Annotated in this window: 16 protein-coding genes; 10 read left to right on the top strand and 6 right to left on the bottom strand. The window is 39.3% G+C overall.

The features are described from left to right. The first annotated feature begins 222 nt into the window (after positions 1–222). The gene (gltS, locus tag HMPREF1321_RS08145) at positions 223–1,461 is read left to right on the top strand and encodes a sodium/glutamate symporter (RefSeq protein WP_009422176.1); all 1,239 of its coding nucleotides are present in this window, start codon (positions 223–225) and stop codon (positions 1,459–1,461) included. Positions 1,462–1,722: 261 nt separating this feature from the next. Here gltS and nagB read toward each other — a convergent pair whose 3' ends face one another. The 4 genes from nagB to HMPREF1321_RS08125 form a co-directional block, all read right to left on the bottom strand. Continuing rightward, on the bottom strand, positions 1,723–3,666 hold the full coding sequence (gene nagB / locus HMPREF1321_RS08140; RefSeq protein WP_009422187.1) for a glucosamine-6-phosphate deaminase: 1,944 nt from the start codon (positions 3,664–3,666) through the stop codon (positions 1,723–1,725). Between the two features lie 167 nt (positions 3,667–3,833). Beyond that, on the bottom strand, positions 3,834–4,367 hold the full coding sequence (locus tag HMPREF1321_RS08135) for a TIR domain-containing protein (protein WP_009422157.1): 534 nt from the start codon (positions 4,365–4,367) through the stop codon (positions 3,834–3,836). A 90-nt stretch (positions 4,368–4,457) separates the two neighbouring features. Then, positions 4,458–5,936: a cysteine--tRNA ligase gene (gene cysS / locus HMPREF1321_RS08130; protein WP_009422168.1), complete on the bottom strand. Its 1,479-nt coding sequence runs from the start codon at positions 5,934–5,936 to the stop codon at positions 4,458–4,460. 33 nt (positions 5,937–5,969) lie between these two features. Next, on the bottom strand, positions 5,970–6,914 hold the full coding sequence (locus HMPREF1321_RS08125) for a glycosyltransferase family 2 protein (RefSeq protein ID WP_009411090.1): 945 nt from the start codon (positions 6,912–6,914) through the stop codon (positions 5,970–5,972). Positions 6,915–7,269: 355 nt separating this feature from the next. On the opposite strand from HMPREF1321_RS08125, the gene gyrA reads away from it, so the two are divergent. Then, positions 7,270–9,795, top strand: coding sequence for a DNA gyrase subunit A (gene gyrA, locus HMPREF1321_RS08120; protein ID WP_009422154.1), 2,526 nt, complete (start codon positions 7,270–7,272; stop codon positions 9,793–9,795). 122 nt (positions 9,796–9,917) lie between these two features. Here the strand turns inward: gyrA and HMPREF1321_RS11900 are convergent, their stop codons facing one another. Beyond that, positions 9,918–10,082 (bottom strand): hypothetical protein, encoded by a 165-nt coding sequence (locus HMPREF1321_RS11900; protein WP_157461809.1) that lies wholly within the window; start codon positions 10,080–10,082, stop codon positions 9,918–9,920. A 237-nt stretch (positions 10,083–10,319) separates the two neighbouring features. On the opposite strand from HMPREF1321_RS11900, the gene HMPREF1321_RS08115 reads away from it, so the two are divergent. Genes HMPREF1321_RS08115 through gltX form a run of 3 tightly spaced genes read left to right on the top strand, consistent with a single transcriptional unit; the run spans position 10,320 to position 12,901 of the window. Further along, positions 10,320–10,679 carry a YraN family protein gene (locus tag HMPREF1321_RS08115; protein ID WP_009422124.1) on the top strand — a complete coding sequence of 120 codons (360 nt, stop codon included), beginning with the start codon at positions 10,320–10,322 and terminating at the stop codon, positions 10,677–10,679. Positions 10,680–10,729: 50 nt separating this feature from the next. Then, positions 10,730–11,392, top strand: a complete 663-nt coding sequence (locus HMPREF1321_RS08110; protein ID WP_009411092.1) for a hypothetical protein — start codon at positions 10,730–10,732, stop codon at positions 11,390–11,392. Positions 11,393–11,398: 6 nt separating this feature from the next. After that, positions 11,399–12,901 carry a glutamate--tRNA ligase gene (gltX, locus tag HMPREF1321_RS08105; protein WP_009422158.1) on the top strand — a complete coding sequence of 501 codons (1,503 nt, stop codon included), beginning with the start codon at positions 11,399–11,401 and terminating at the stop codon, positions 12,899–12,901. Positions 12,902–13,053: 152 nt separating this feature from the next. Here the strand turns inward: gltX and HMPREF1321_RS08100 are convergent, their stop codons facing one another. Next, entirely contained in the window at positions 13,054–15,177 is a 2,124-nt protein-coding gene (locus HMPREF1321_RS08100; protein WP_009422146.1) for a Tex family protein, read from the bottom strand. Positions 15,178–15,819: 642 nt separating this feature from the next. Between HMPREF1321_RS08100 and HMPREF1321_RS08095 the strand changes: the two genes are divergently transcribed. The 5 genes from HMPREF1321_RS08095 (at position 15,820) to ung (ending at position 23,180) form a co-directional block, all read left to right on the top strand. Next, positions 15,820–18,330, top strand: coding sequence for a tetratricopeptide repeat protein (locus HMPREF1321_RS08095; protein ID WP_009422195.1), 2,511 nt, complete (start codon positions 15,820–15,822; stop codon positions 18,328–18,330). An 84-nt stretch (positions 18,331–18,414) separates the two neighbouring features. After that, positions 18,415–19,011, top strand: coding sequence for a lipoprotein signal peptidase (locus HMPREF1321_RS11895; RefSeq protein ID WP_009411097.1), 597 nt, complete (start codon positions 18,415–18,417; stop codon positions 19,009–19,011). Then, entirely contained in the window at positions 19,012–21,183 is a 2,172-nt protein-coding gene (locus HMPREF1321_RS08085; RefSeq protein WP_009422131.1) for an endonuclease MutS2, read from the top strand. It begins immediately after the preceding gene. A gap of 566 nt (positions 21,184–21,749) precedes the next feature. Further along, on the top strand, positions 21,750–22,511 hold the full coding sequence (locus HMPREF1321_RS08080; RefSeq protein ID WP_009422143.1) for a DUF6261 family protein: 762 nt from the start codon (positions 21,750–21,752) through the stop codon (positions 22,509–22,511). Between the two features lie 3 nt (positions 22,512–22,514). After that, the gene (ung, locus tag HMPREF1321_RS08075; RefSeq protein ID WP_009422150.1) at positions 22,515–23,180 is read left to right on the top strand and encodes a uracil-DNA glycosylase; all 666 of its coding nucleotides are present in this window, start codon (positions 22,515–22,517) and stop codon (positions 23,178–23,180) included. Positions 23,181–23,365: the final 185 nt, after the last annotated feature.

The following is a 23,365-nucleotide window of genomic DNA, read 5'->3' as shown; positions in this document are numbered from 1 at the left end:
TAACAAAACTTTCTATTTCTACATAAACAAAATAAATGAATAGCAGAAACGCCTCTATAAGTATAAGAAGAAAACTAATTAGTTCTATCACAAGCTATCGTTTTAAATTAAGAGTAAAGATAGTAAACATTCATTACTTACAGTTTTTTTTGTTTATTTATTTCTTCAGTAAAATAATCTTTTGTACTTTTAGCCCCTCATTAAATCTATATCTCGCTTATTATGGATATGAAAACCATTATCATCGACCCTTATTACACCCTGATAGTCGCTACGATAGTGTTGCTCGTAGGGCGACTATTAGTGCATAAGATTAAATTTTTAAGAAACTTCAATATACCCGAACCTGTAGCGGGCGGATTGTTAGCAGCAGTATTTATCTATCTGCTGTATACTGCCACGGGCATTTCCTTAGAGTTCAATACCAGCTTGCAAGATGCTTTTATGCTATTTTTCTTTTCGTCCATAGGTTTGAGTGCCGATTTTTCTCGACTAAAAGCTGGTGGTAGAGGGCTGATTATTTTCCTAGGGGTGGTCGCCCTATTTATTGTAGTACAGAACTCTGTGGGGGTGGGCTTAGCAAGTGCTTTGGGGCAAAACCCTGTTATGGGACTCATCACGGGCTCTATCACACTTACAGGCGGACACGGAACGGCAGGTGCTTGGGGTAAAATATTAGAAACCGACTACGGTATAAAGGGAGCTACTGACCTGGGAATGGCTTCGGCTACCTTCGGGTTGGTACTCGGCGGACTTATTGGTGGTCCCATAGCGCACAAGTTAGTGAACAATATAGGAAAAAAGCCTATTACTGAAAAACAAAGTACTGACACCGTAGCCGATAACGTAGTAGAAGTTTTTGAAAATGCAATTAAACAACGCCTCATCACTTCTAAATCAGCGATAGAAACTATGGCACTATTTGCCGCTTGCCTATCGTTTTCAGCTATAATGGTATCACCCACAGTAACTGCCTTTTTCCCAGAGAGATTCACTATTCCTCAGTTTGTATGGGCATTGTTCTTTGGGGTACTCTTGCGCAATGTGCTCACCAGAGGCTTCAGTGTAAATATGTTCGACCGCGCTATCGATGTGTTTGGCAACGCTTCTCTGAGTTTGTTTTTAGGCATTGCCCTCTTAAACCTCAAACTCTGGCAATTGCTTGATTTAGCCCTCCCGATGCTCATTATTTTGGCAGTGCAAACCTTTGTGATGTGCTCTTATGCCTATTTTGTTACCTTTCGCCTGATGGGTAGCAACTACGATGCTGCTGTACTCTCAGCAGGACACTGCGGTTTTGGTATGGGTGCCACCCCTACGGCAGTCGCCAATATGCAGTCGGTAACCGAGCGTTTTGGACCTTCACACAAAGCCTTCTTGATAGTGCCAATGGTAGGAGCTTTCTTTATCGACTTCATTAATGCTTTTATTTTAACTACATTTATTAGTTTGTTGCAATGATAATAGTCGGATGATTAATGGTAAAAATAGGGTTAGCTTATAGAAAGTTTATAGGATAAACGAACAAAGACAAAAAAGCATTAGATTCTGAAAAACCAAAAGGTTTATTCTATCAAAACATAATGGACAATATTCGTGGTAAAACACTAAATAAAATGAGGCTATCTAATAATAGATAACCTCATTATTTTTTTAGATTGATAAACAATCTTTTAAAACTTTATAGAAAAGTTACTTCTATAATAAAAACCTATCAAATTCTTAGAAGAAGTAACGTTTGAAAGCCTCGATAGCGGCATAGTCAGCAAAGCCTAAATTGCGGTAACGACGAGCGGTTTCGCTGTTACGAGCTTCGGCGCGTTGCCAGAACTCACGCAAGTCGTCTCCTTGGAACATAGCACCGTCTTTTTGAGATTGGTGGAAGAAGATGGCTTGACGTTTTTTGAGTACTTGTGCAGGGCTCATAGGTACAGCCATTTCTATTTCGTGGATATCCCATTCGTGCCAAGCGCCGCGGTACAACCATACCCAGCAGTCTTTCATATAATCTTTGTGTTTCAAATTCTTCAAAGCAGCAAAGATAGCATCAAGACATACTTTGTGAGTACCGTGAGGGTCGGCGAGGTCACCAGCAGCATAGATTTGGTGAGGTTTTACTTCTTCAATCAAATCCATAATGATTTTGATATCGGCTTCACCTATAGGGTTCTTTTTCACACCCCCTGTTTCGTAGAAAGGCAAGTTGAGGAAGTGTACTTGGTTATCAGGGACTCCTTCATAACGTGTAGCAGCCAACGATTCGTGGCGACGGATATTACCTTTGAGTTGGCGCACGAGGAGACTATCGATTTCGTTAGATTTTTTGTTGGTGATGTTGCTAATAATCTCGTTGATTACGGCTACTTCGGTTTTGTTTTCTTTAGCTATATCTTTGAATACTTCGGCGAATTTAAGCGCTTCGTGGTCGGATACGGCAAAGTTACCGGAAGTTTGGTAAGCTATGTGTACTTCGTGACCTTGAGAAACTAAGCGGTCGAAAGTACCTCCCATAGAAATCACGTCGTCATCGGGGTGAGGGCTGAAGATAATCACGCGTTTTTTGTGAGGATGTTCGCGTTCAGGGCGGTTGGTATCATCGGCATTAGGTTTACCTCCTGGCCAGCCGGTAATGGTGTGTTGCAATCGGTTGAACATAGCGATGTTCAAATCGTAAGCAGGACCTGATTCAGCCAAGAGTTTTGACATACCGTACTCGTTGTAATCGGAATCGGTGAGTTTGAGGATTGTTTTATTAAGATGTTCGCAAAGCCAAACAATAGCTTTAGCTTTGAGATCTTCATTCCATTGTACATCGGTAACGAGCCAAGGGGTTTTAATACGAGTAAGATCGGCAGAAGCCTCTTCGTCTAATACAAAAGTAGTGTTTTCGTGAAGTTGAAGATAGCTTGAAGGTACTTCGGCAGTGATATCGCCTTCTACAGCTTTGGCTACGATAGAGGCTTTGCTGCTACCCCAAGCGAGCAATACGATGCGGTGAGCTTTTAACACGGTGCGGATACCCATTGTAATGGCTTGACGAGGCACATTGTCGATACCGTGGAAGGTTTCGGCAGCATCGGAACGGGTGATGTGGTCGAGAGTGATGATGCGGGTACCAGAATTGCGGTTAGAACCAGGTTCGTTGAAGCCGATATGACCGGTGCGACCGATACCAAGGAGTTGGAAATCGAGTCCGCCACATTCTTCGATTTTTTTGTCGTAATTAGCACAATAAGCTTCTAATCCGTCGTGAGGTACTGTTCCGTCAGGGATATTGATATTTTCCTTAGGAATATCAATATGGTTGAAGAGGTGCTCGTGCATAAAGTACCAATAACTTTGTATATCCTGTTTTTCCATTGGATAATACTCGTCTAAGTTGAAGGTAATTACGTTTTTGAAGCTAAGACCTTCTTCTTTGTGCATACGCACGAGTTCGTCGTAAACTTTTACTGGAGAGGAGCCAGTGGCTAAGCCTAATATGCATTTTTTGCCTTCGGCTTGTTTCTTTTTGATAAGGTCGGCGATTTCGTGTGCGACACTAATTGAAGCGGTTACTGAGTTCGAGAAAACAACGTTGTAGATTTTCTCGAAACGAGTTTCTTCAACGGAGCCAGCAGGCTGATGAGCAATTGATGAAACTTCTTTTCTGATATGTGTTCTCATTTTTGTTAATGAATAATTATTATAATTTCAGTTTTGACCCTGCAAAAGTATTTCTTTTTTATAAATTACACAAATAAATTTAACATTTCTTTATAGTATCTTTTTATACAGCATTCTAAGAATTTAAAGCATAGATAATTTGGTTCATAAATTAAATTATTAAACACCTAATAATCACCATAAAGGCGAATCTCTACATTCTCTGAGCTAATAGTGCTATACAGATGATGTTCTTTAGATTTTTCATTCTCTTTATTTGTTTCGTTATTAGTGCTAGAAGTTATATGCTTCCGTCTTACTTTTTCTAAAATCTTTTGTGCTAATTTTATTGGAGATAATTTTCTTGCATCTAAATATCCAATTGTATTTCTAAGTCCTTCTAATTGTGTGTCATCAAATCTTACAGGGAGAATATATCCTTCTGTTTTATCATTTATTTGTCTTGAAAAAGCATTTTTAACCTCATAATTAGTCCATTCTTTATGCCGATAATACTGAGAAATAAAAATAACTACATATTTAGATTCTCTTTGAAAAAGTCTCTCAAAATAAATAGCTAAGTCCTCTCCCCATAAATTTACCTCTTCAAATTTATCATAAAAAACAGATAAATTGTTTTCTTTTAAAACTTTCGCAACTTCTTCTACATATTCTCTATCTTCTCCTGCAAAAGATAATGTTACTTCATATTTATATTCCATATCTTTCTCTTTAGCTCCTATTTGAATGTAATTTACTTTTAAACTTTAGAGCTACTACTGAGTTCATTGTTTTCAACCGCAACAGTTATTTTAAATTACACTATAACTCGTTCCTTCCTTACTGTCTTTGAGCTGAATACCCAATGCAAGGAGTTCATCTCTAATCTTGTCGGAAAGTGCCCAATCTTTATTGGCACGAGCTTCCATTCGCATATTGATAAGCAACTGGAGCACGCCGTCGAGTTTGTCACTGTTATTAACCGTTTGTTGCTCACTTTGTAACCCCAATACATCAAAAACAAAAGCATTCATCAGTCCTTTCAACTCCTTGAGCTCTGTTACCGAAATTCTCTCTTCATCATTTTTTACTTGAAATATCCACTTTACAGCTTCAAAGAGATGAGCTATGAGTATAGGTGAATTGAAATCGTCTAACAGTGCATCATAGCATTTTTGTTTCCATTCGGCTATAGGGAGCGAAGTTGGGAGCTCTGTATCAGTAGTAAGTTCATTTAATATCTTCATCGCTTCCATAAGTCTGTTAAAGCCTTTTTCGGCAGCGAGCATTGCTTCGTTAGAAATGTCAAGTACACTACGATAGTGTGCTTGCATAAAGCAAAAGCGAATAACAGCAGGAGCAAAAGGTTTCTCAAAAAAAGTATTCTCTCCGCTGATGAGTTCCATAGGCAATATATAGTTACCAGTAGATTTACTCATACGTTGCCCGTTCATTGTGAGCATATTAGCGTGCATCCAGTATCGTACGGGACTTTCTCCGTGACCCGCTTTACCTTGTGCAATTTCACATTCGTGGTGCGGGAACTTTAAGTCCATACCGCCTCCGTGAATGTCAAATTGGTTACCGAGGTATTTGGTACTCATCACCGTACATTCTAAGTGCCAACCTGGAAAGCCGTCGCCCCAAGGTGATGCCCAACGCATAATGTGGGCAGGAGAAGCTTTCTTCCAGAGCGCAAAGTCCTGAGGATTGCGTTTTTCGCCTTGCCCATCTAAATCACGAGTATTGGCAAAGAGTTCTTCTATATTGCGTCGAGAGAGCTCCCCATAATTGAGTCCGCGTTTGTTGTATTCAAGTACATCGAAGTACACAGAACCATTGCTTTCATAAGCGAATCCGTCTTTTAAGAGTTTTTCGGTAAGCTGTATTTGCTCCAATATATGCCCTGTAGCGGTAGGCTCAATAGTAGGAGGCAGTAAGTTAAATATTTCTAATACTTTGTGAAAATCTACAGTGTATTTCTGTACAATTTCCATAGGTTCGAGTTTTTCGAGACGTGATTGTTTTACAAAGCGGTCGTTGTTCACATCACCGTCATCGGTAAGGTGACCTGCATCGGTAATATTGCGTACATAGCGCACTTTGTAACCTAAGAATTTAAGCGCACGATACACAAAATCAAACGACATAAAGGTGCGCACATTGCCTAAATGCACATTGCTGTATACAGTAGGGCCACATACGTACATTCCTACATTGTTTTCGTGTAAGGGTACAAACACTTCTTTTTCTCCTGTTAAGGAATTAAATATTTTTAATTGATGTTCCATTACTGTTATATTATCTACTAATTTGCTAATTTACTAATTTGTTAATTCCCTAATTTTATATCTCTCTTCGTTACTTTTAGTCTTTAAAATAATTTCTCCCAGAAAGCCTGCAATAAATAGTTGTGTGCCGATAATCATAGTGGTAAGGGCAAGGTAAAACTGAGGTCTATCAGCAATAAGGCGACCGTGTGGATTGATAAATAATTTATCAATACCAAGGTAAGCCGAAAACAAAAAACCTATAAAAAACATCAGTACTCCCAATGCTCCAAAGAAGTGCATCGGGCGTTTACCGAAATGGGATAGAAAACTAATGGTGATAAGGTCTAAAAAACCATTGATAAACCTATTCATACCGAATTTAGTCACACCGTATTTGCGGGCTTGGTGTTGTACAACTTTCTCGGTAATGCGGTTGAAACCAGCGTTCTTTGCCAATACAGGAATATAGCGATGCATCTCACCTGATACTTCAACATTCTTTACAACCTCTTGTTTGTAGGCTTTAAGTCCGCAATTGAAATCGTGGAGGGTGAGACCTGAGGTTTTGCGCGCTGCCCAGTTGAAGAGTTTAGAAGGTAGATTTTTTGCCAATACCGAATCGTAACGTTTTTTCTTCCAACCCGATACAAGGTCATACCCCTCTTGGGTAATCATATTATAAAGAGCAGGTATCTCATCTGGACTGTCTTGCAGGTCGGCGTCCATAGTAATCACCACTTCACCTTGTGCTTGTTTGAATCCTGCGTGCAGTGCTTGTGATTTGCCGTAATTACGCAAAAAACGAATACCCTGTACATTAGTATCTTTACCCGATAACTCTTTGATTACCTGCCAAGAATTATCAGTACTACCATCGTCTACAAAGATAATTTCATAAGAATAACGGTGTTCAGTGAGTACTTTGTGTAGCCACTGATAAAGTTCAGGTAGCGATTCTTGTTCGTTGAGAAGCGGTATAACGATTGATATTTGCATCTTATAACAATTTGAAGTGCAAAAGTAATAAATTAATAATGAATACCAATAAATGTAGCAAATAAATTCATTTTTATCACCATATAACTTGTTTATATGAATGATATAAGGTTAATCACTTTAAAATACAATTTCATAGATAATAACACCGCATTTTCACCTATCAGAGGCTCTTTTACTTAATCTATAGCACTATTTTTCTTCTTTTCTATTAATTTTTTATAAGTTATTTTTACACTTACTATCAAACACTTACAGTTTAATGATGAAAAAACAAACATTTTTTTATTGCCAATATAAAAAAAGGTTGTATCTTAGCACGCTAATTTATATAACAGATACCTATTAATATATTATGACAGAAGGAGAAAAACTGATTCCTGTAGACATCAGCGATGAAATGAAATCTGCCTATATCGATTATTCGATGTCGGTAATCGTTTCACGTGCATTGCCCGATGTTCGTGATGGTTTGAAACCTGTACACCGCCGTGTACTTTACGGTATGTACGATATGGGAGTGCTCAGCAATCGCCCTTATAAAAAGTCGGCTGCTATTGTGGGTGAGGTTCTCGGTAAATACCACCCTCACGGCGATACAGCTGTTTACGATACTATGGTGCGTATGGCACAATATTGGAGTTTACGCTATATGCTTGTAGACGGACAAGGTAACTTCGGTTCAATGGGTGGTGACCCCCCTGCCGCAATGCGTTATACCGAAGCCCGTATGCGTAAATTCTCCGAAGAAATGCTCTCAGATATCGACAAGGAGACAGTTGACCACCAACTTACTTATGACGACTCTCGTGAAGAGCCTATCGTACTCCCTACACGCATCCCTAACCTACTGGTGAACGGTTCAGCAGGTATCGCAGTAGGTATGGCTACTAATATGGCTCCTCATAACCTTAATGAAGTTATCGATGGAACTATTGCTTATATCGACAATAACGATATTGAAATCGATGAACTCATTAAATACATCAAAGCTCCTGATTTTCCTACGGGAGGTATTATCTATGGCTATGAAGGCGTAAAAGAAGCCTTCAAAACAGGACGCGGACGAGTAATTATTCGTGCCAAAGCTGAGTTTCAAGAAATAAAAGGTAAAGATTGTATTGTAGTAACCGAAGTCCCTTATCAAGTCGATACATCTGTCCTTTTGAAAAAAACATCTGACCTCGTAAAAGAAGGTAGGTTAGAGGGTATCACCGATGTACGCGATGAATCAGCTCGTGGTAAAATACGTATCGTTTATATTCTCAAACGCGATGCAGTGCCTAATGTAGTGCTCAACAATCTCTTTAAGCATACCGAGCTACAAACCTCATTTAGTGTTAATAACATCGCCTTAGTAAAAGGGCGCCCTCAGTTGTTAAACCTTAAAGACCTTATTTTTCACTTCGTAGAACACCGTTATGACGTAGTGTATAGGCGTACCGACTATGAACTTCGCAAAGCCAAAGAGCGTATTCATATTTTAGAAGGGTATATGAAGGTGATGGCAACCGAGGACACTATGGGTAAAGCTATTGAGATTATCCGTTTCCACGATAAACCTAAAGAAGATTTAATTGCCGAATTCGACCTTACCGATGTACAAGCCGAAGCTATCTTGGCGTTAGCACTACGTCGTATCAATAAGGTTCTTATCCAACAAACAAAAGAAGAATACGAAGAAAAGCTGGCTGAAATACGCAATTTAGAAGATATCTTAGCTCGCAAAGAACGTCGTACCGAAATTATTAAGGAAGAACTACTAGAAATAAAAGAGAAGTATGGCGATGAGCGTCGTTCTACTATTGAATACGCAGGGGGCGAATTCAGTGTAGAAGATATGATTCCTGATGATAAAATGGTAATTACCATTTCACACGCAGGCTATATCAAACGCACTCAGCTTAGTGAATATAAGACCCAAAGCCGTGGCGGTGTAGGACAAAAAGCCTCTACCACACGCGACCAAGATTTCTTAGAACACCTCTTTGTAAGTTCTAATCACCAATATTTATTATTCTTTACTCAAAAAGGTAAGTGTTTCTGGATGCGTGTATACGAAATACCAGAAGGTAGCAAAACTGCCAAAGGTCGTGCTATACAAAACCTTATCAATATCGAATCCGATGATAAGATTAAGGCTTTCGTGAGTGTACAAAACCTCAAAGATGAAGACTACATCAGCAACAATTACCTTATTATGGCTACTAAAAAGGGTATTGTTAAGAAAACGCTTCTCAAAGAATACTCTCGTCCACGCCAGAATGGTATCAATGCCATCACTATTAAAGAAGGTGACGAACTTATCGAAGCAAAACTTACCTCTGGTAGTAGCCAGTTGATGTTAGCCGTGAAATCAGGTCGTGCGATTCGTTTTGCCGAAGAGAAAGTGCGTTCCGTAGGGCGTAATTCGCAAGGGGTTCGTGGTATCGACTTAGATACTGAAAACGATGAGGTAGTAGGTATGATTGCTATTGAAAACCCACGCGAAGAGACTGTATTGGTAGTATCAGAAAACGGTTATGGTAAACGTTCCTATATTGATGACCCCGAAACACACGAAGCCGTATATCGTATTACTAACCGTGGTGGTAAAGGGGTAAAAACCATTTCTATTACCGAGAAAACAGGTCAGTTAGTAGCCATTAAAAGCGTTTTAGAAGGTGAAGATTTGATGATTATCAATAAATCAGGTATTGCTATTCGTTTATCAATCGATACCCTTCGTATTTTAGGACGTGCTACTCAAGGCGTAAAACTCATCAATATCAAAGGTAAAGACTCTATTGCCGCCGTTACTAAGGTAATGAAAGAAGATGACGATGAGAGCACTGAAGAAGCTCCTACTAATGATAATGAACCTTTAAATACTCAGGAATAAAATTTGTGTTCATAATTAATTAAATTAAAAAAGCCCGTAATACTGCGTATTACGGGCTTTTTTTCTACCCTAATTTACCCACCTTACCTCCGCTATTCCTTTAACCACCGTTCGTTTTTTCTTTATCTGCCCGTGTAACTCGCACCGTTCTTTGTTCGTTCTTTGTTCGTTCTTTGTTCGTTCTTTGTTCGTTCTTTGTTCGTTCTTTGTTCGTTCTTTGTTCGTTCTTTGTTCGTTCTTTGTTCGTCTTTGTTTATCTTTTGTTTATCTGCTCGTGCGGCTCGCACCGTCTTTTGTTTATTTGCCCGTCGTGCTACGACTGCCTGTGCGGCTCACACTATCTGCCTGTCGTGCTACGACCTCGCATTGTTTTACCTTTTACCTTTTACCTATATAATTAGTATTGTGATATCAAATAGCTTAGTCCCTCTCAACTTATAGAAATGAAAAAAAACTAATATTTTTTTGTTACATTTATTAATATTTTGTACTTTTGGCGTTAAATTATAAAACCAACGCTTATTATGGCAATGCACAACGATTTAGGAAATGAAGGAGAACAAGATGCCGTAAACTTCCTAATAGAAAATGGTCATACTATTTTAGAACGCAATTTTAGGTTTGGGCACGCCGAGATTGATATCATTTCGCAAAAAGGTAATATTTTGCATATCACAGAAGTAAAAACACGTAGTTCAAGTGCTTATGGTGAACCCGAGAGCTTTGTAAATCAGCAAAAGATAGAACTATTAGTGAAAGCTACCGATTTTTATATAAAGAAAAAAGACTTAGATGTAGAAATACAATTCGATATTATATCCATCGTAAAAAACAATGCAGAATTTAGCTTAAACTACATAGAAGACGCTTTTTATCCTTTTTAATGATTTATGCCCCCAATTACTTTTTAATAAATTTATAATATCCAATACAAATGAAAACAATAGCATCAGCCGTCGAGCACTATATCAAATCAAAACCTTTCTTACAAACCGCTCTTTCAGAAGGGATTATTAACCTTACTTCTTTGGCTCGTATCATACGTAAGGATATACAAGCTGAAACTACTCAGCGTGAAGTGCGCAATGGGGCTATTGTTATGGCTCTCAAACGTCTTTCAGTAGATATGGAGTTTCGCTCTACTCATCGTATTGTAAAAGTATTGAAGAATATAGGTGATATTATTGTTCGTTCAAATTTAACCGACTATACTTTCTTAACCTCTGAAACCTTTATGAATGCTCAGGCTCAGCTACTCAATAAAATCAAAAATAATAGAGATATCTTCTACGCTACTACTCGTGGGGTAAATGAAGCAAATATTATTGTCAGTAACTCAATGGAGTCTATTGTTGAGAATATCTTTAAGAAGGAACGCATTTTGCACAAATTCACCGATTTAGGAGCTATCAGTGTAAAACTTCCGGAAGAAAACGTCTCAGTATCGGGCATTTATTATTTTATATTTCAACGTTTGGCTTGGGAGGGAGTGAATATGAACGAGGTGATTTCTACCGCCAACGAATTTACTATCGTAATCCCCGAAAACCACATCGATATAGCTTTCAAAGTAATTAAAGATTTAAAATTATTATAAAAATAAATGGTTAGAGTTAGATTTGCTCCCAGTCCTACGGGAGCATTGCATATCGGAGGCGTACGTACCGCCCTATTTAATTATTTGTTCGCCAAAAAGCACGGCGGTGATTTTTTACTTCGCATAGAAGATACCGACCAAAATCGCTATGTTGAAGGCGCAGAACAGTACATCATAAATTCCCTCAATTGGTTAGGTCTTACTTACGACGAGGGAGTAGGCAAAGAAGGCAAACACGCCCCTTATCGCCAAAGTGAGCGCAAACCGTTATACAAACAATATGCCGATACCCTTATCGATAACGGTTGGGCATACTACGCTTTCGATACTGCTGAGGCATTAGATACAGCTCGCAAGGAAGCAGAAGCCAAAGGAGAGACCTTTATATACAATTGGGCTACACGTAATGCATTGCAAAACTCACTTTCACTTAGCAAAGAAGAAGTACAACAACGCTTAGAGCGTGGTGATGAGTATGTGATTCGCTTTAAAATGCCACATAACGAACAGCTAAAAATGAACGATATGATTCGTGGTGAAGTAACTATTGATACGAGTACCTTAGACGATAAAGTGCTCTTTAAAAGCGACGGAATGCCTACTTACCACTTGGCAAATATCGTAGACGATCACTTAATGGAAATCACTCACGTGATACGCGGTGAAGAGTGGTTGCCTTCTATGGCATTGCACCTTTTGCTCTATCGCGCTTTTGGTTGGGAAGCCCCTGCTTTTGCACACTTACCTCTTATCCTCAAACCGGTGGGTAATGGTAAGCTCAGCAAGCGTGACGGTATCAAATTAGGCTTCCCTGTCTTCCCAATGGATTGGACAGAGAATGGCGAAACCCTCAAAGGTTTTAGTGGAGAAGGGTATTTCCCCGAAGCACTTATCAACTTTTTAGCACTCTTGGGTTGGAATCCTGGTACCGATGAAGAAATCTTCACTATCGAGCAACTCGTGCAACTCTTCGATTTGGAAAAAGTACATAAGGCAGGGGCTCGCTTTGACCCTGAAAAGATAAAGTGGTTCAACCACCAATACCTACAAATGAAGCCTAATGCAGAATTAGCTATCCTTTTCCAAAAAGACCTTACCCAAAGAGGCGTTACAGTTCCGATGGCTACGATAGAGAAAGTAGTTGGTCTTATCAAAGAGCGTGCTACCTTTGTGAGTGATTTTTGGGAACTTAGCAAATTCTTTTTTGAAGCTCCTGCTCAGTACGACGAAAAGGCACTCAAAAAACAATGGAAAGAGCAAACTCCTGAAATCGTAAAAGAAGTAAGTGAGGTACTTAAAAACACATCTAATTTTACCTCAGTAGTTTTAGAAGAAGCAGTAAAACAATATATGGAAGCTAAAAGCTTAGGCTTCGGACAAGTGATGCCTCCATTGCGTTTAGCCTTAGTAGGTGAACTCAAAGGACCTCACGTATTCGATATTATAGAAGTGATTGGCAAAGAGGATACACTACGCCGTTTAGACGCACTTCTTTCAGCTGAAAAGTAACATATATAGAGCAGAATAGCAACTTAAAATAAGCTTGTATGAAAAGTTTTTCATACAGGCTTATTTTATTCTGATAATACGAACCGTGTTTGATGAGCTACTTTATAGCGTTTGTATCTACTGCAAATTGTGAGTGTTCTCTTTGTTAATCATTACCACACCATACTTAGTGAAATACGTTTGCGTACTTCGTCTTTTTCAATCACTTTTACTTGCACTTGTTGGTGGAGTTTAACTACTTCATTTACATCAGAAACATAACCTTCTTTTAGTTGAGAGATGTGTACCAATCCACTTTCTTTCACACCTATATCCACAAAGCAACCAAAGGCAGTAATATTATTTACTATACCAGGCAATATCATTCCTATACGTACATCATCAAAGGTTTTTACATTAGGGTCGAAGGCAAAGGCTTTAGCAGTAGTACGAGGGTCGAGCCCTGGTTTTTCTAATTCCTTTAATACGTCCTTCAAATAAAGTTCACCCACCTTATCTGTTTTGTACTTTTGAATATCAATAGAGGCAATAGCTTGCTTGTTACCTATAAGTTGTGCAACTGAGATACCCGTGTCCTTCGCCATTTGTTTGATGATAGGATAGGCTTCGGGGTGTACTGCTGAATTGTCGAGCGGATTCTCACTATTATGTACACGTAAGAAAGCTACTGCCTGCTGGTATGCTTTATCACCCAAACGAGGTACCTTTTTTAAGTCTTCTCGCTTACTAAAAGCACCATTAGCCGAGCGGTAAGCTACTATGTTTTCAGCCATCTTCTCTCCTATTCCTGATACATAACTGAGTAGTGATTTGCTTGCTGTGTTGAGGTTTACCCCTACTTTGTTCACGCAACGCACTACGGTTGCATCGAGCTCCTCTTTCAATAACGACTGGTTTACATCGTGTTGGTATTGACCTACTCCTATGCTCTTAGGGTCTATCTTCACTAATTCAGCTAATGGGTCGGCAAGACGCCTGCCTATAGATACTGCCCCGCGTACAGTTACATCGTAATCGGGGAACTCATCGCGAGCTATTTTAGAAGCTGAATAGACCGATGCTCCTGCTTCACTCACCACAAATACTTCTACCTTTTTAGGGAAAGCGATACTTCTTACAAACGACTCTGTTTCACGAGAAGCAGTACCATTGCCTATACTAATGGCTTGGATATTGTATTGAGAGACCATTGTGCTGAGCTTTTTGGTAGCCATAGTCATATCATTTTGGGGAGCGTGAGGGTAGATAACATCGTGATGCAAAAGGTCGCCTTTTTCATCTAAACACACTACCTTACAACCTGTACGATATCCTGGGTCAATAGCCAAAATGCGCTTTTCACCCAAAGGAGACGCTAATAACAACTGTGAGAGGTTCTCGGCAAACACACTGATAGCTTTCGCATCAGCTTTATCTTTTGCCTCTTGTAGTGTTTCGTTGGAAATAGAAGGCTCTAATAAGCGTTTGTAGCTGTCTTTTACCGTTTTCTTCAAGAAATCGGCTACTTCTCCCCTACTCTTTATGATGTTTTCTTCCATAAAAGGTAAGGTTTCTTCACTATCTACTTGTACTTTTAGTTTTACAAATCCTTCTTTTTCAGCACGCAACATTGCTAATACACGGTGAGAGGGCGCTTTGTTAAGGGCTTCTTCCCAATCGAAATACTGAGCGTATTTCTGAGCTTCTTCCTCTTCGTTTTTACCTTTGGCTACTTCGCTACTGATGATTGCTTTGCGCTGGAATATTCGGCGAAGAGTGCGACGTATAAACGTATTCTCGTTAATCCATTCAGCTATAATATCCGAAGCCCCTTGTAAAGCTTCTTCTTCAGTAGGTACTTTGTCGGAAAGGTAACGCCCTGCTAATAGTTCCAAGTCGGTCACACGCTGACTCATTATCTGTTTTGCAAGAGGTTCTAAGCCGTTTTCTTTGGCTACATCGGCTTTTGTTTTACGTCGTTTTTTGTAAGGCAAGTATAGGTCTTCTAATTCATTGAGCTCAAAAGAGTTCTCAATACGTTTGCGCAAATCGTCTGTAAGCTTTCCTTGTTCTTCAATAGAAGAGAGAATTGTTTCTTTGCGCTTACAGATATTGTCGTAATCAGCTTGGGATTTGGCTATATGCTCAATGGCTACTTCATCTAAATTCTGAGTGCTATCTTTTCGATAGCGTGCAATGAAGGGGATAGTGCAACCTTCGGTTAATAGTGAAAGTGTGTTTTCAATAGCTTTTTCAGATAGTTGTGTTTGGGCTTTTATATATTGAATGTTTGTCATACTAATGTGTTATCGATTTAACAGTGTTTTTAAATTGAAGGTGCAAAGATATTGAAGAATTAGCAGATTAGCAAATGTCTTTTAATACCACAATGCCAATAATGCCAATAATACTAAATCAATGACAGTGCGATGTCGTAGCACGACAGGCAGGTGCGAGGTCGTAGCACGACAGGCAGATAAACAATTAACGAACAAAATATCCTCTCCCCAGTCACATACTCTCCCATTCGGAGACTTCTCCCAAGGATAGGGAGTGTAGTAACGGAAAAGTGAGATAAACAATAAACGAACAAAAGACAGTGCGAGCCACACGGGCAGATAAACAATTAACGAACAAAAGACGAACAAAAGACGAACAAAAGACGAACAATGAACGAAGGAAGGACGAACAAATGACGGTGCGTGTTACACGGGCAGATAGAGAAAAGACGAAGAAAAACTCCCCCTAACCCCCTCCAAAGGGGGAATTACAGTGACGTAAAGACGAACAATGAACGAAGGATAACAAGAGTAAAAATATATCTAAACTGTATATAAAGCGGTGCTTTGGTAGAGAAAACTTATTTTTTTGAAATAATATTTCGCTCTTTTAAAAAAAAGTAGTACTTTCGCACTCTGTAACAGCACTTATGAAAAAGTATGAAAAGAGTTTTACTATACAGTAGTTTTTTAGTTGTTTTTTTGCTATATTTAGCTTGTACACCTAATGCTAATACCTACTATAACCGTCAGATGCAACCTATTGTTACCAAGTATAATGTACTGTTCAATGGGGAGGAAGCATATGCCAAAGGTCTTAATGAACTACGCGAAAAATATCAAGATAATTTTAGTGAAATTCTACCCGTAGAGCCTATCGGTATGACAGGAAAAGTGCAATTAGATGGTACAGGTAATGCTGATTTTCAACGTGCTGAAGAAAAAGCTATTAAAACCATTCAGAAACACTCTATGGTTTTTAAAGGAGTACAACGCAACTATAAAATTGACGACGCTTATATGTTACTCGGTCAAGCCCGTTATTACGATGAGCGTTTCTTTCCTGCCTTAGAGGCTTTCAATCACCTGCTTACGAACTACGGAACGAGCGAGCGTATTCCTGAGGCAGCGGTTTGGGCACAAAAAGCTAATCTCCGTTTAGGTAAAGATAAAATTGCTATAGAAAAACTCACTGAATTTTTAAAAGAGAATCCTAAATTACGCAAAAATGATAGAGCTGAAGCCTATGCTACCTTAGGACAGGCTTATATTAACCAAGAACAATATCCTGAGGCTGCCGATGCGCTTTACAATGCTGGTAAATACACTCGTAATAAGGCTTTACGTGGTAGATATTACTTTATTGCAGCTCAGCTTTATGAAAAACAGCATCAAAAAGACTCTGCCGAAGTAGCTTTTGAAAAGGTTGTGAAGCAAAACTGGAAGATTCCGCGTAAGCTATGGGTAGAAGCCCAAGCAGGAAAGGCTCGCAACAAGACATTTACCCCTGAAGAAAAAGCTAATTTTTTAGCTTACCTTACCAAACTTGAACGCCGTTATGAGCACAAAAACTATCTCGATGTGCTTTACTACACTCACGGCGAACTTTTAAAAGACGATGATAAGCGTTTGGCTACCGATTTTTATCGCAGTTCTCTTTCCAACAATAAGAATAACAATCCGTTAAAAGCAAAAGCTCATACACGTCTCTCTGAATTATTTTTTGACCAAAAAGACTATACGGGAGCTTATCAGCATTTGGATAGTACTCTTACTTATGTCCCTGAACATACCTTTGAACATCTTTTTATTCGCAGAAAAAGAGATAACTTGTCCAAGATTGCTGAGTTAGAATACGTTGTTAAGAAAAATGATAGCGTATTAAAAGTTATGCGCTTGCCAGAGACAGAACGTCGTGCGTATTACCAAAAACATATCGATTCTGTACAGAAAGCAATTGCTCTTCGCACACAAAAGCAACACAATAAAAAGGTTGCCAACACAGGTATGGGGGTAACGATGCCCGATGCTACTACTGAAAAGGGTGGCAAGTTCTATTTCTACAATCCGATGAGTGTAGCTTATGGGAAACAACAGTTTCAACAATATTGGGGAGACCGCAAATTGGAGGATAACTGGCGTTGGTCGAGTATGGGGAATGCCACTGTGGCAAACCTCACTGCCTCAGCTACTACACAACAAATAGCTGAAAAAGAAGTAGAAACTCCCGATACTTATCTTTCTCAACTTCCTAAGACCGAAGCCGAAATCGCTCAACTTAACATCGATAGAAATAAAGCCTTGTACCAGTTGGGCGTGCTCTATCGCTCTAAATTCAGTGAAAATGAATTGGCTATACAACGTTTAGAACGTGTTCTTGCCAACAATCCTTCTCCCGATTTAGAAGTAGTTACACTTTATGAGCTCCAAAAGAATTACACTGATACTCATAACCCCAAAGCTGAAACCATCAAAGGGCGACTACTTGCTAACTATCCTAATACCGATTATGCAAAACTATTGCAAGGAAGCGAAACCTCACAACAAGAGCGCAATAAACAGGCACAAGTTTTTGTTGATACCCTTATAGCTCGATACAATCGCGGTGAAATTATCGAGACGGCTCACCAGTTACAAACAGAAGGGGCGCAGTATCGTGAAACTTCAGTAGCACCTGCTATCGCACTGTTGCAAGCCAAAACAACGGCACGTTTAGAGGGGCTTGCTCCTTACCAAGCGCAGTTACAACAGATAGCGACTAACTATCCTGCCACTGCTGAAAGTGAGGAGGCTAAAAATCTATTAGATGAGCTTAAAGATGTAGAAACCGAAGATTTTGTTACTGACGATAAGGCTACGAAATGGAAAGTAGTCATTACAGGTACGGTTTCCGAGACACGTACAACTATAAAAGAACAACTTGCTCAGAAATTAAAGGCAATTTCTGAAGTACTTACCCTTTCAGAAGACCTCTATAATGCCGATGAAACTTGGTTAGTAGTTCATAATATCCGCGATGCTTATTCAGCTCAGAGCATTGTTACTGATTTGAAAGAGTTCTTGGAGAAAAACAAACTATCTGCTTTTGTTATAGCCACTGAAAACTACCGATTGGTACAAATTCGCAAAGACAAAGAAAAATTCTTGGAGAAAGAAAAGAATGAAAACTAAGTCAGCTTATAGTATTTGTTGCTTTATGGCTTGTCATTCACCTTTATTTTAGTATCTTTGCGCCTCATTTAGCAAAAAAACAATATGAAATTAAAACACGCATTCCTTATTATTCTGTTGGTACTTATCATCGACCAATGGAGCAAAATATACATTAAAACACACTTTATCCTCAACGAAGCCGTAACCGTTTTCAGTTGGTTTCAAATCTACTTTGTAGAAAACGAAGGTGCAGCTTGGGGTACTAAAATCCCCGGCGAATACGGCAAACTGATTCTTACCCTCTTCCGCATTGTAGCGGTAATAGGTATCGGCTATTGGCTGGTATCGGCAGTGAGAAAGCAACAACCTAAGATACTTATTATTTGCATTTCTTTAATATTAGCAGGAGCACTGGGCAATATCATCGATTCGGTGTTTTACGGCATAATTTTCGACCATAGTTATGGTAACATTGCTACCCTATTTGCCGAAAATCCTTACGGAACCCTCTTGCACGGCAAAGTGGTGGATATGTTCTACTTCCCTATTATCGATACTACACTTCCCAGCTGGGTACCCATTTGGGGAGGCGAACGCTTTCGTTTCTTCGAGCCCGTGTTCAATGTGGCTGACTCTGCAATATGTATAGCAGTGGGGCTGATGATTTTATATCACAAAAAGATATTTCCTAAAAACTAAATGAATACAAAAACACTTGAAGACTTAGAGTTCCCCATTGTACTCTCTCATTTGTCTGACCTTTGCCTTACTGAACTCGGCAAGAAATACGCCTTACGTATCAAGCCTTTCGACAATCACGAGAGCCTGTTATTGGCACTGAATCAAACCAATGAATACCTATCGTCTTTTGATAATAACAACACAATCCCTTCACACTATTGCGAATCTATCACTTCCGAAATTAAACTCCTATCTATTGAAAACGCCTTGTTAGAAGTGTCGAGTATTAGGAAGATTCATCGTATCAGCGAGGTTGTAAACACTCAAATTCTCTTCTTTAAGAAGTTCAAAACGCTATACCCTACCCTTTTCGAAACGTCTAATAGTATCGAGTATACTACCGAACTGCTGAACGCTATCGATAAAGTGTTGGACAAGTACGGCGAGATAAAAAACGAAGCCTCTCCTACGCTTGGCAATATACGTCGCGAGCTGAGCGCCTTGAAAGGAAAACTCAACGAAAGTTTCAACCGTGCTCTCGCCGAGTATAACACTGCCGACTATCTCGATGATATCCGCGAGACCGTAGTAGAAAACCGCCGCGTATTGGCAGTGAAAGCAATGTACCGCCGAAAAGTACAAGGCACCGTATGGGGGAGCTCAAAAACGGGTAGCATAGTGTATATAGAACCGCGACAAACCGAAATCTACTCTCGCGAACTCTCCAATCTGCTTTATGAAGAAAAAGAGGAAATCCAGCGTATATTAAGAGAACTTACCGCCTTCATCAGTCAGTTTGCTGACCTGCTGAAAGACTATCAGCGATACATCACAGCCGTTGATATTATTTGCGCCAAAGCCAAGTACGCTCACCAAATGAATGCACTTTTGCCAGAAATCACTCAGGAGCGCGAACTATTCCTCCGTGAAGCATATCACCCTTTGCTGTATCTAAACAATGCCAAAAAAGGTGTTACTACCTTCCCTCAAACCATAGAACTGAATGATGAAAATCGTATTATCGTCATCTCGGGACCTAATGCGGGCGGAAAGAGTATTACGCTTAAAACCATTGGCTTATTGCAATTAATGTTACAAAGTGGAATGCTCGTTCCGGTGCATCATCGTTCTAAAATGTGTTTGTTTGAACGCATTCTTACCGATATCGGCGATAACCAATCTATTGAAAACCACCTTAGCACATACAGCTACCGACTCAAAAATATGAATTACTTCCTCAAAAAGTGCAACCACCGCACCTTGTTTTTGATAGATGAGTTCGGGACAGGTAGCGACCCCGAATTAGGAGGTGCTTTGGCTGAAATATTCTTAGAAGAGTTCTACCACCGAAAGGCTTTTGGGGTGATTACCACCCATTACACCAATTTAAAAATGCTGGCAGATGAATTGTCCCACGCCAGCAATGCCAATATGCTTTTCAATGATAAAACCTTAGAACCCATCTATAAGCTAATAATAGGCGAAGCGGGAAGTTCTTTCACTTTTGAAGTAGCGCAGAAAAACGGCATTCCGTTTAGCCTCATCAATCGGGCTAAGAAAAAAATAGAGAAAGGAAAAGTGCGTTTTGATGCCACTATCGCCAAATTGCAGAAAGAACGCTCCAAAATGGAAAAAACTGCCGAAACTCTTAAAGATGAGGAAACCAAAGCCCGCGAAGAAGCCAAACGTTTGGAGGAACTCAATGATAAAGTAAAAAGCAAGCTCGTAAATTATCAAGAACTCTATGACCAAAACCAACGTATGATTACCTTAGGTAGTAAGGTAGACCAGATAGCCGAACGTTATTTCTACGATGGTAAGCGTCGCCCTTTGGTATCTGAATTTCTCAAACTCATTGAAATGGAAAACGCCAAGCGCAAACAAATGAGCAAAGAGGAACGCACCAAGCAAAAAGAGGAGAAAAAAACTACTACCGAAGAAGTTCATAAGCAAATGGAGGCTATCCGCCAGCAACGCAAAGAAGAGAAGAAAGAGCGCATTGCCCAAGAACGCGCCGAAAAGGAAAAGCTACAACGCGCCCTTTTAGTAGGCGACCGTGTGCGCATTAAAGACAGCCGGAGCGTGGGAAGTATCGATAAGATTGAAAAAGGCAAAGCCATAGTAAATTACGGGGCGTTTACTACCTCTGTTTCTTTGGACGAATTGGAGCTCGTACAGAAAATCCGATAAAGTTCAACTTACTGAAAAGATACCTTATTAATATTTCAAAAAAGTGATTGTTCAAAAAACAATCACTTTTTAAGTTCTTTATCTTTTTAAAGTGGATAGAAAGTCACTTTTTGTGTTGCCGAACTTTATAAAATCAATAGCAGGCCACTTTTTGAGTAGTTTAACTTTGTAAAGTTACAAAAAAGTGTACTTTTGAGGATTGTCCCCCTTCAGAGGGGGAACGGGGGAGGTCTTTTCTGAGTAAATTATTACGATTATAATGCAAACACCCTCCTTGCCTCCCTCAAGAGGGGAATGCTGCGACTATTATTGCACTTGAATAGTAGTTTTTGCAGTATTAACTTTGCCAAAGTTTCAAACTTTGGCAAAGTTGAATCAATTATAATACAAACACCATATACTAATATTGATTTTTCATATATCAATAAAAAACTTTGAAAATAATTTTGGATATAAAAAAAGGAATTCGTAATTTTGTCGCATAAAAACGAGGATTATCGTTATTAGGATAATTCCTAATTTATAATATTATATTATTTAACAACCTCAAAAAATATTTTCTACTTATGAAAAAGGAGAAGTTAATCAATTTAGACCTTGCTCGCTTGCATAATGCCGAGTTTAAACAATTTTTAGTGCGATTTTTTGAAGATTTCGGCAAGACTGATTTAAAATTAGAAACAGATGCCGATTTTAAAGTACTCTTTGAAAAGTTAAAAGGTAAAATTCCTTCTTATGAAAAGGGATTGGAAAGAATCCGTTCTAGTGAAGAGACCAAAAAACTCGCCGAGCTTGACCACGCAAGAGATACCGATATGCGTGCCTTGCGTTTGAGTATTCGCCCCTATAAATATGCGAAGACGGACGATAAGAAAAAGGCTTTTGAAACGCTAAAAAGGCTTATAGACCCTTATAAAAATGTTTCAAAAGAAACGTATGAGGAAGAAACCAGCAACCTTACAACCCTCATTACTCAGCTCAAAGCTGAACCTTATGTAAATGCAGTAAAAACCTTGCAAATTAAGGAGTTTGTAAGTGAGTTGGAAAAATCTAATAAAGCGTTTGATGAACTTTTTTCGCACAGGTCGTTCCAAACCTTGCAAAAAGAAGCCTATCATATACGTCCACTACGCAAAGAGCTCTCAGATGATTACCGCAATATGGTAAATTACATTGTAACCCTTTCGGGGGTGAAACAAGATGAGTTCTACAAAAAGACGTTGGAGGTCATCAATAACAGCAGGAAGTATTACGCCGATGTGATAGCACGTAGAAAGCCGAATGCCCCTTCTGCCAAAAACAAAGAGAATACAAATGTTACCTCATAAACTATGGAAGTGAACATACACCCCAGCTGGAAGCAGGTATTACAAGAAGAATTTAATAAGCCGTATTTCAGTCAGCTCACCGATTTTGTAAAGAAAGAATATGCCGAAAATATCTGTTATCCCAAAGGAAAGCAAATATTTTCGGCTTTCGACCATTGTCCGCTGGACAGGGTGAAAGTAGTTATCATAGGGCAAGACCCCTATCACGGCGAAGGGCAGGCAAACGGTTTGTGTTTTTCAGTACACGATGGCATTGCCCACCCACCTTCACTTATTAATATTTTTAGGGAAATAGGGCAAGATTTAGGTACCTCCTACCCTATCAGTGGCAATTTGGAGCGCTGGGCATCGCAAGGAGTTTTGCTGCTGAACGCCACTCTCACCGTAAGAGCCAACGAAGCTGGTAGCCACCAAAATAAAGGGTGGGAAACTTTTACTGACGCTGTTATTAAAGCAGTTTCAGCACATTGTAACAATATAGTGTTTATGTTGTGGGGTGGTTATGCCAAAAAGAAAACAAGCCTTATCGACCCGGCAAAACATTGTATTCTTACCTCAGGGCACCCCTCTCCTTTAAGTGCAAACAAAGGCTATTGGTTTGGCAACAAACATTTCAGCAAAGCTAATGCCTATCTTACATCCGTAGGGAAGGAAGCCATAAACTGGTAATTAAGATAGGAAAAGTTATGAGCGTTTATTATCTATCATTCAGCATTAAGCAATATTTGGGTTTTCTCCTTTTTGTAGTCATTTTCCTAATTGGTTTTTGGCTATTCTGCCTTTTATGTATGGTTATTCCTTATTGGTTTATCGGGGCGATAAAAGAGCGACTAAAAGAAAGAAAATCAACTAAA

The sequence above is a fragment of the Capnocytophaga sp. oral taxon 412 str. F0487 genome (assembly GCF_000271925.1).
In the GTDB taxonomy this organism is placed as follows: Bacteria; Bacteroidota; Bacteroidia; order Flavobacteriales; family Flavobacteriaceae; genus Capnocytophaga; species Capnocytophaga ochracea.
Note: the sequence above shows the minus strand (reverse complement) of the source record. Positions and strands in the feature narration are given on the sequence as shown.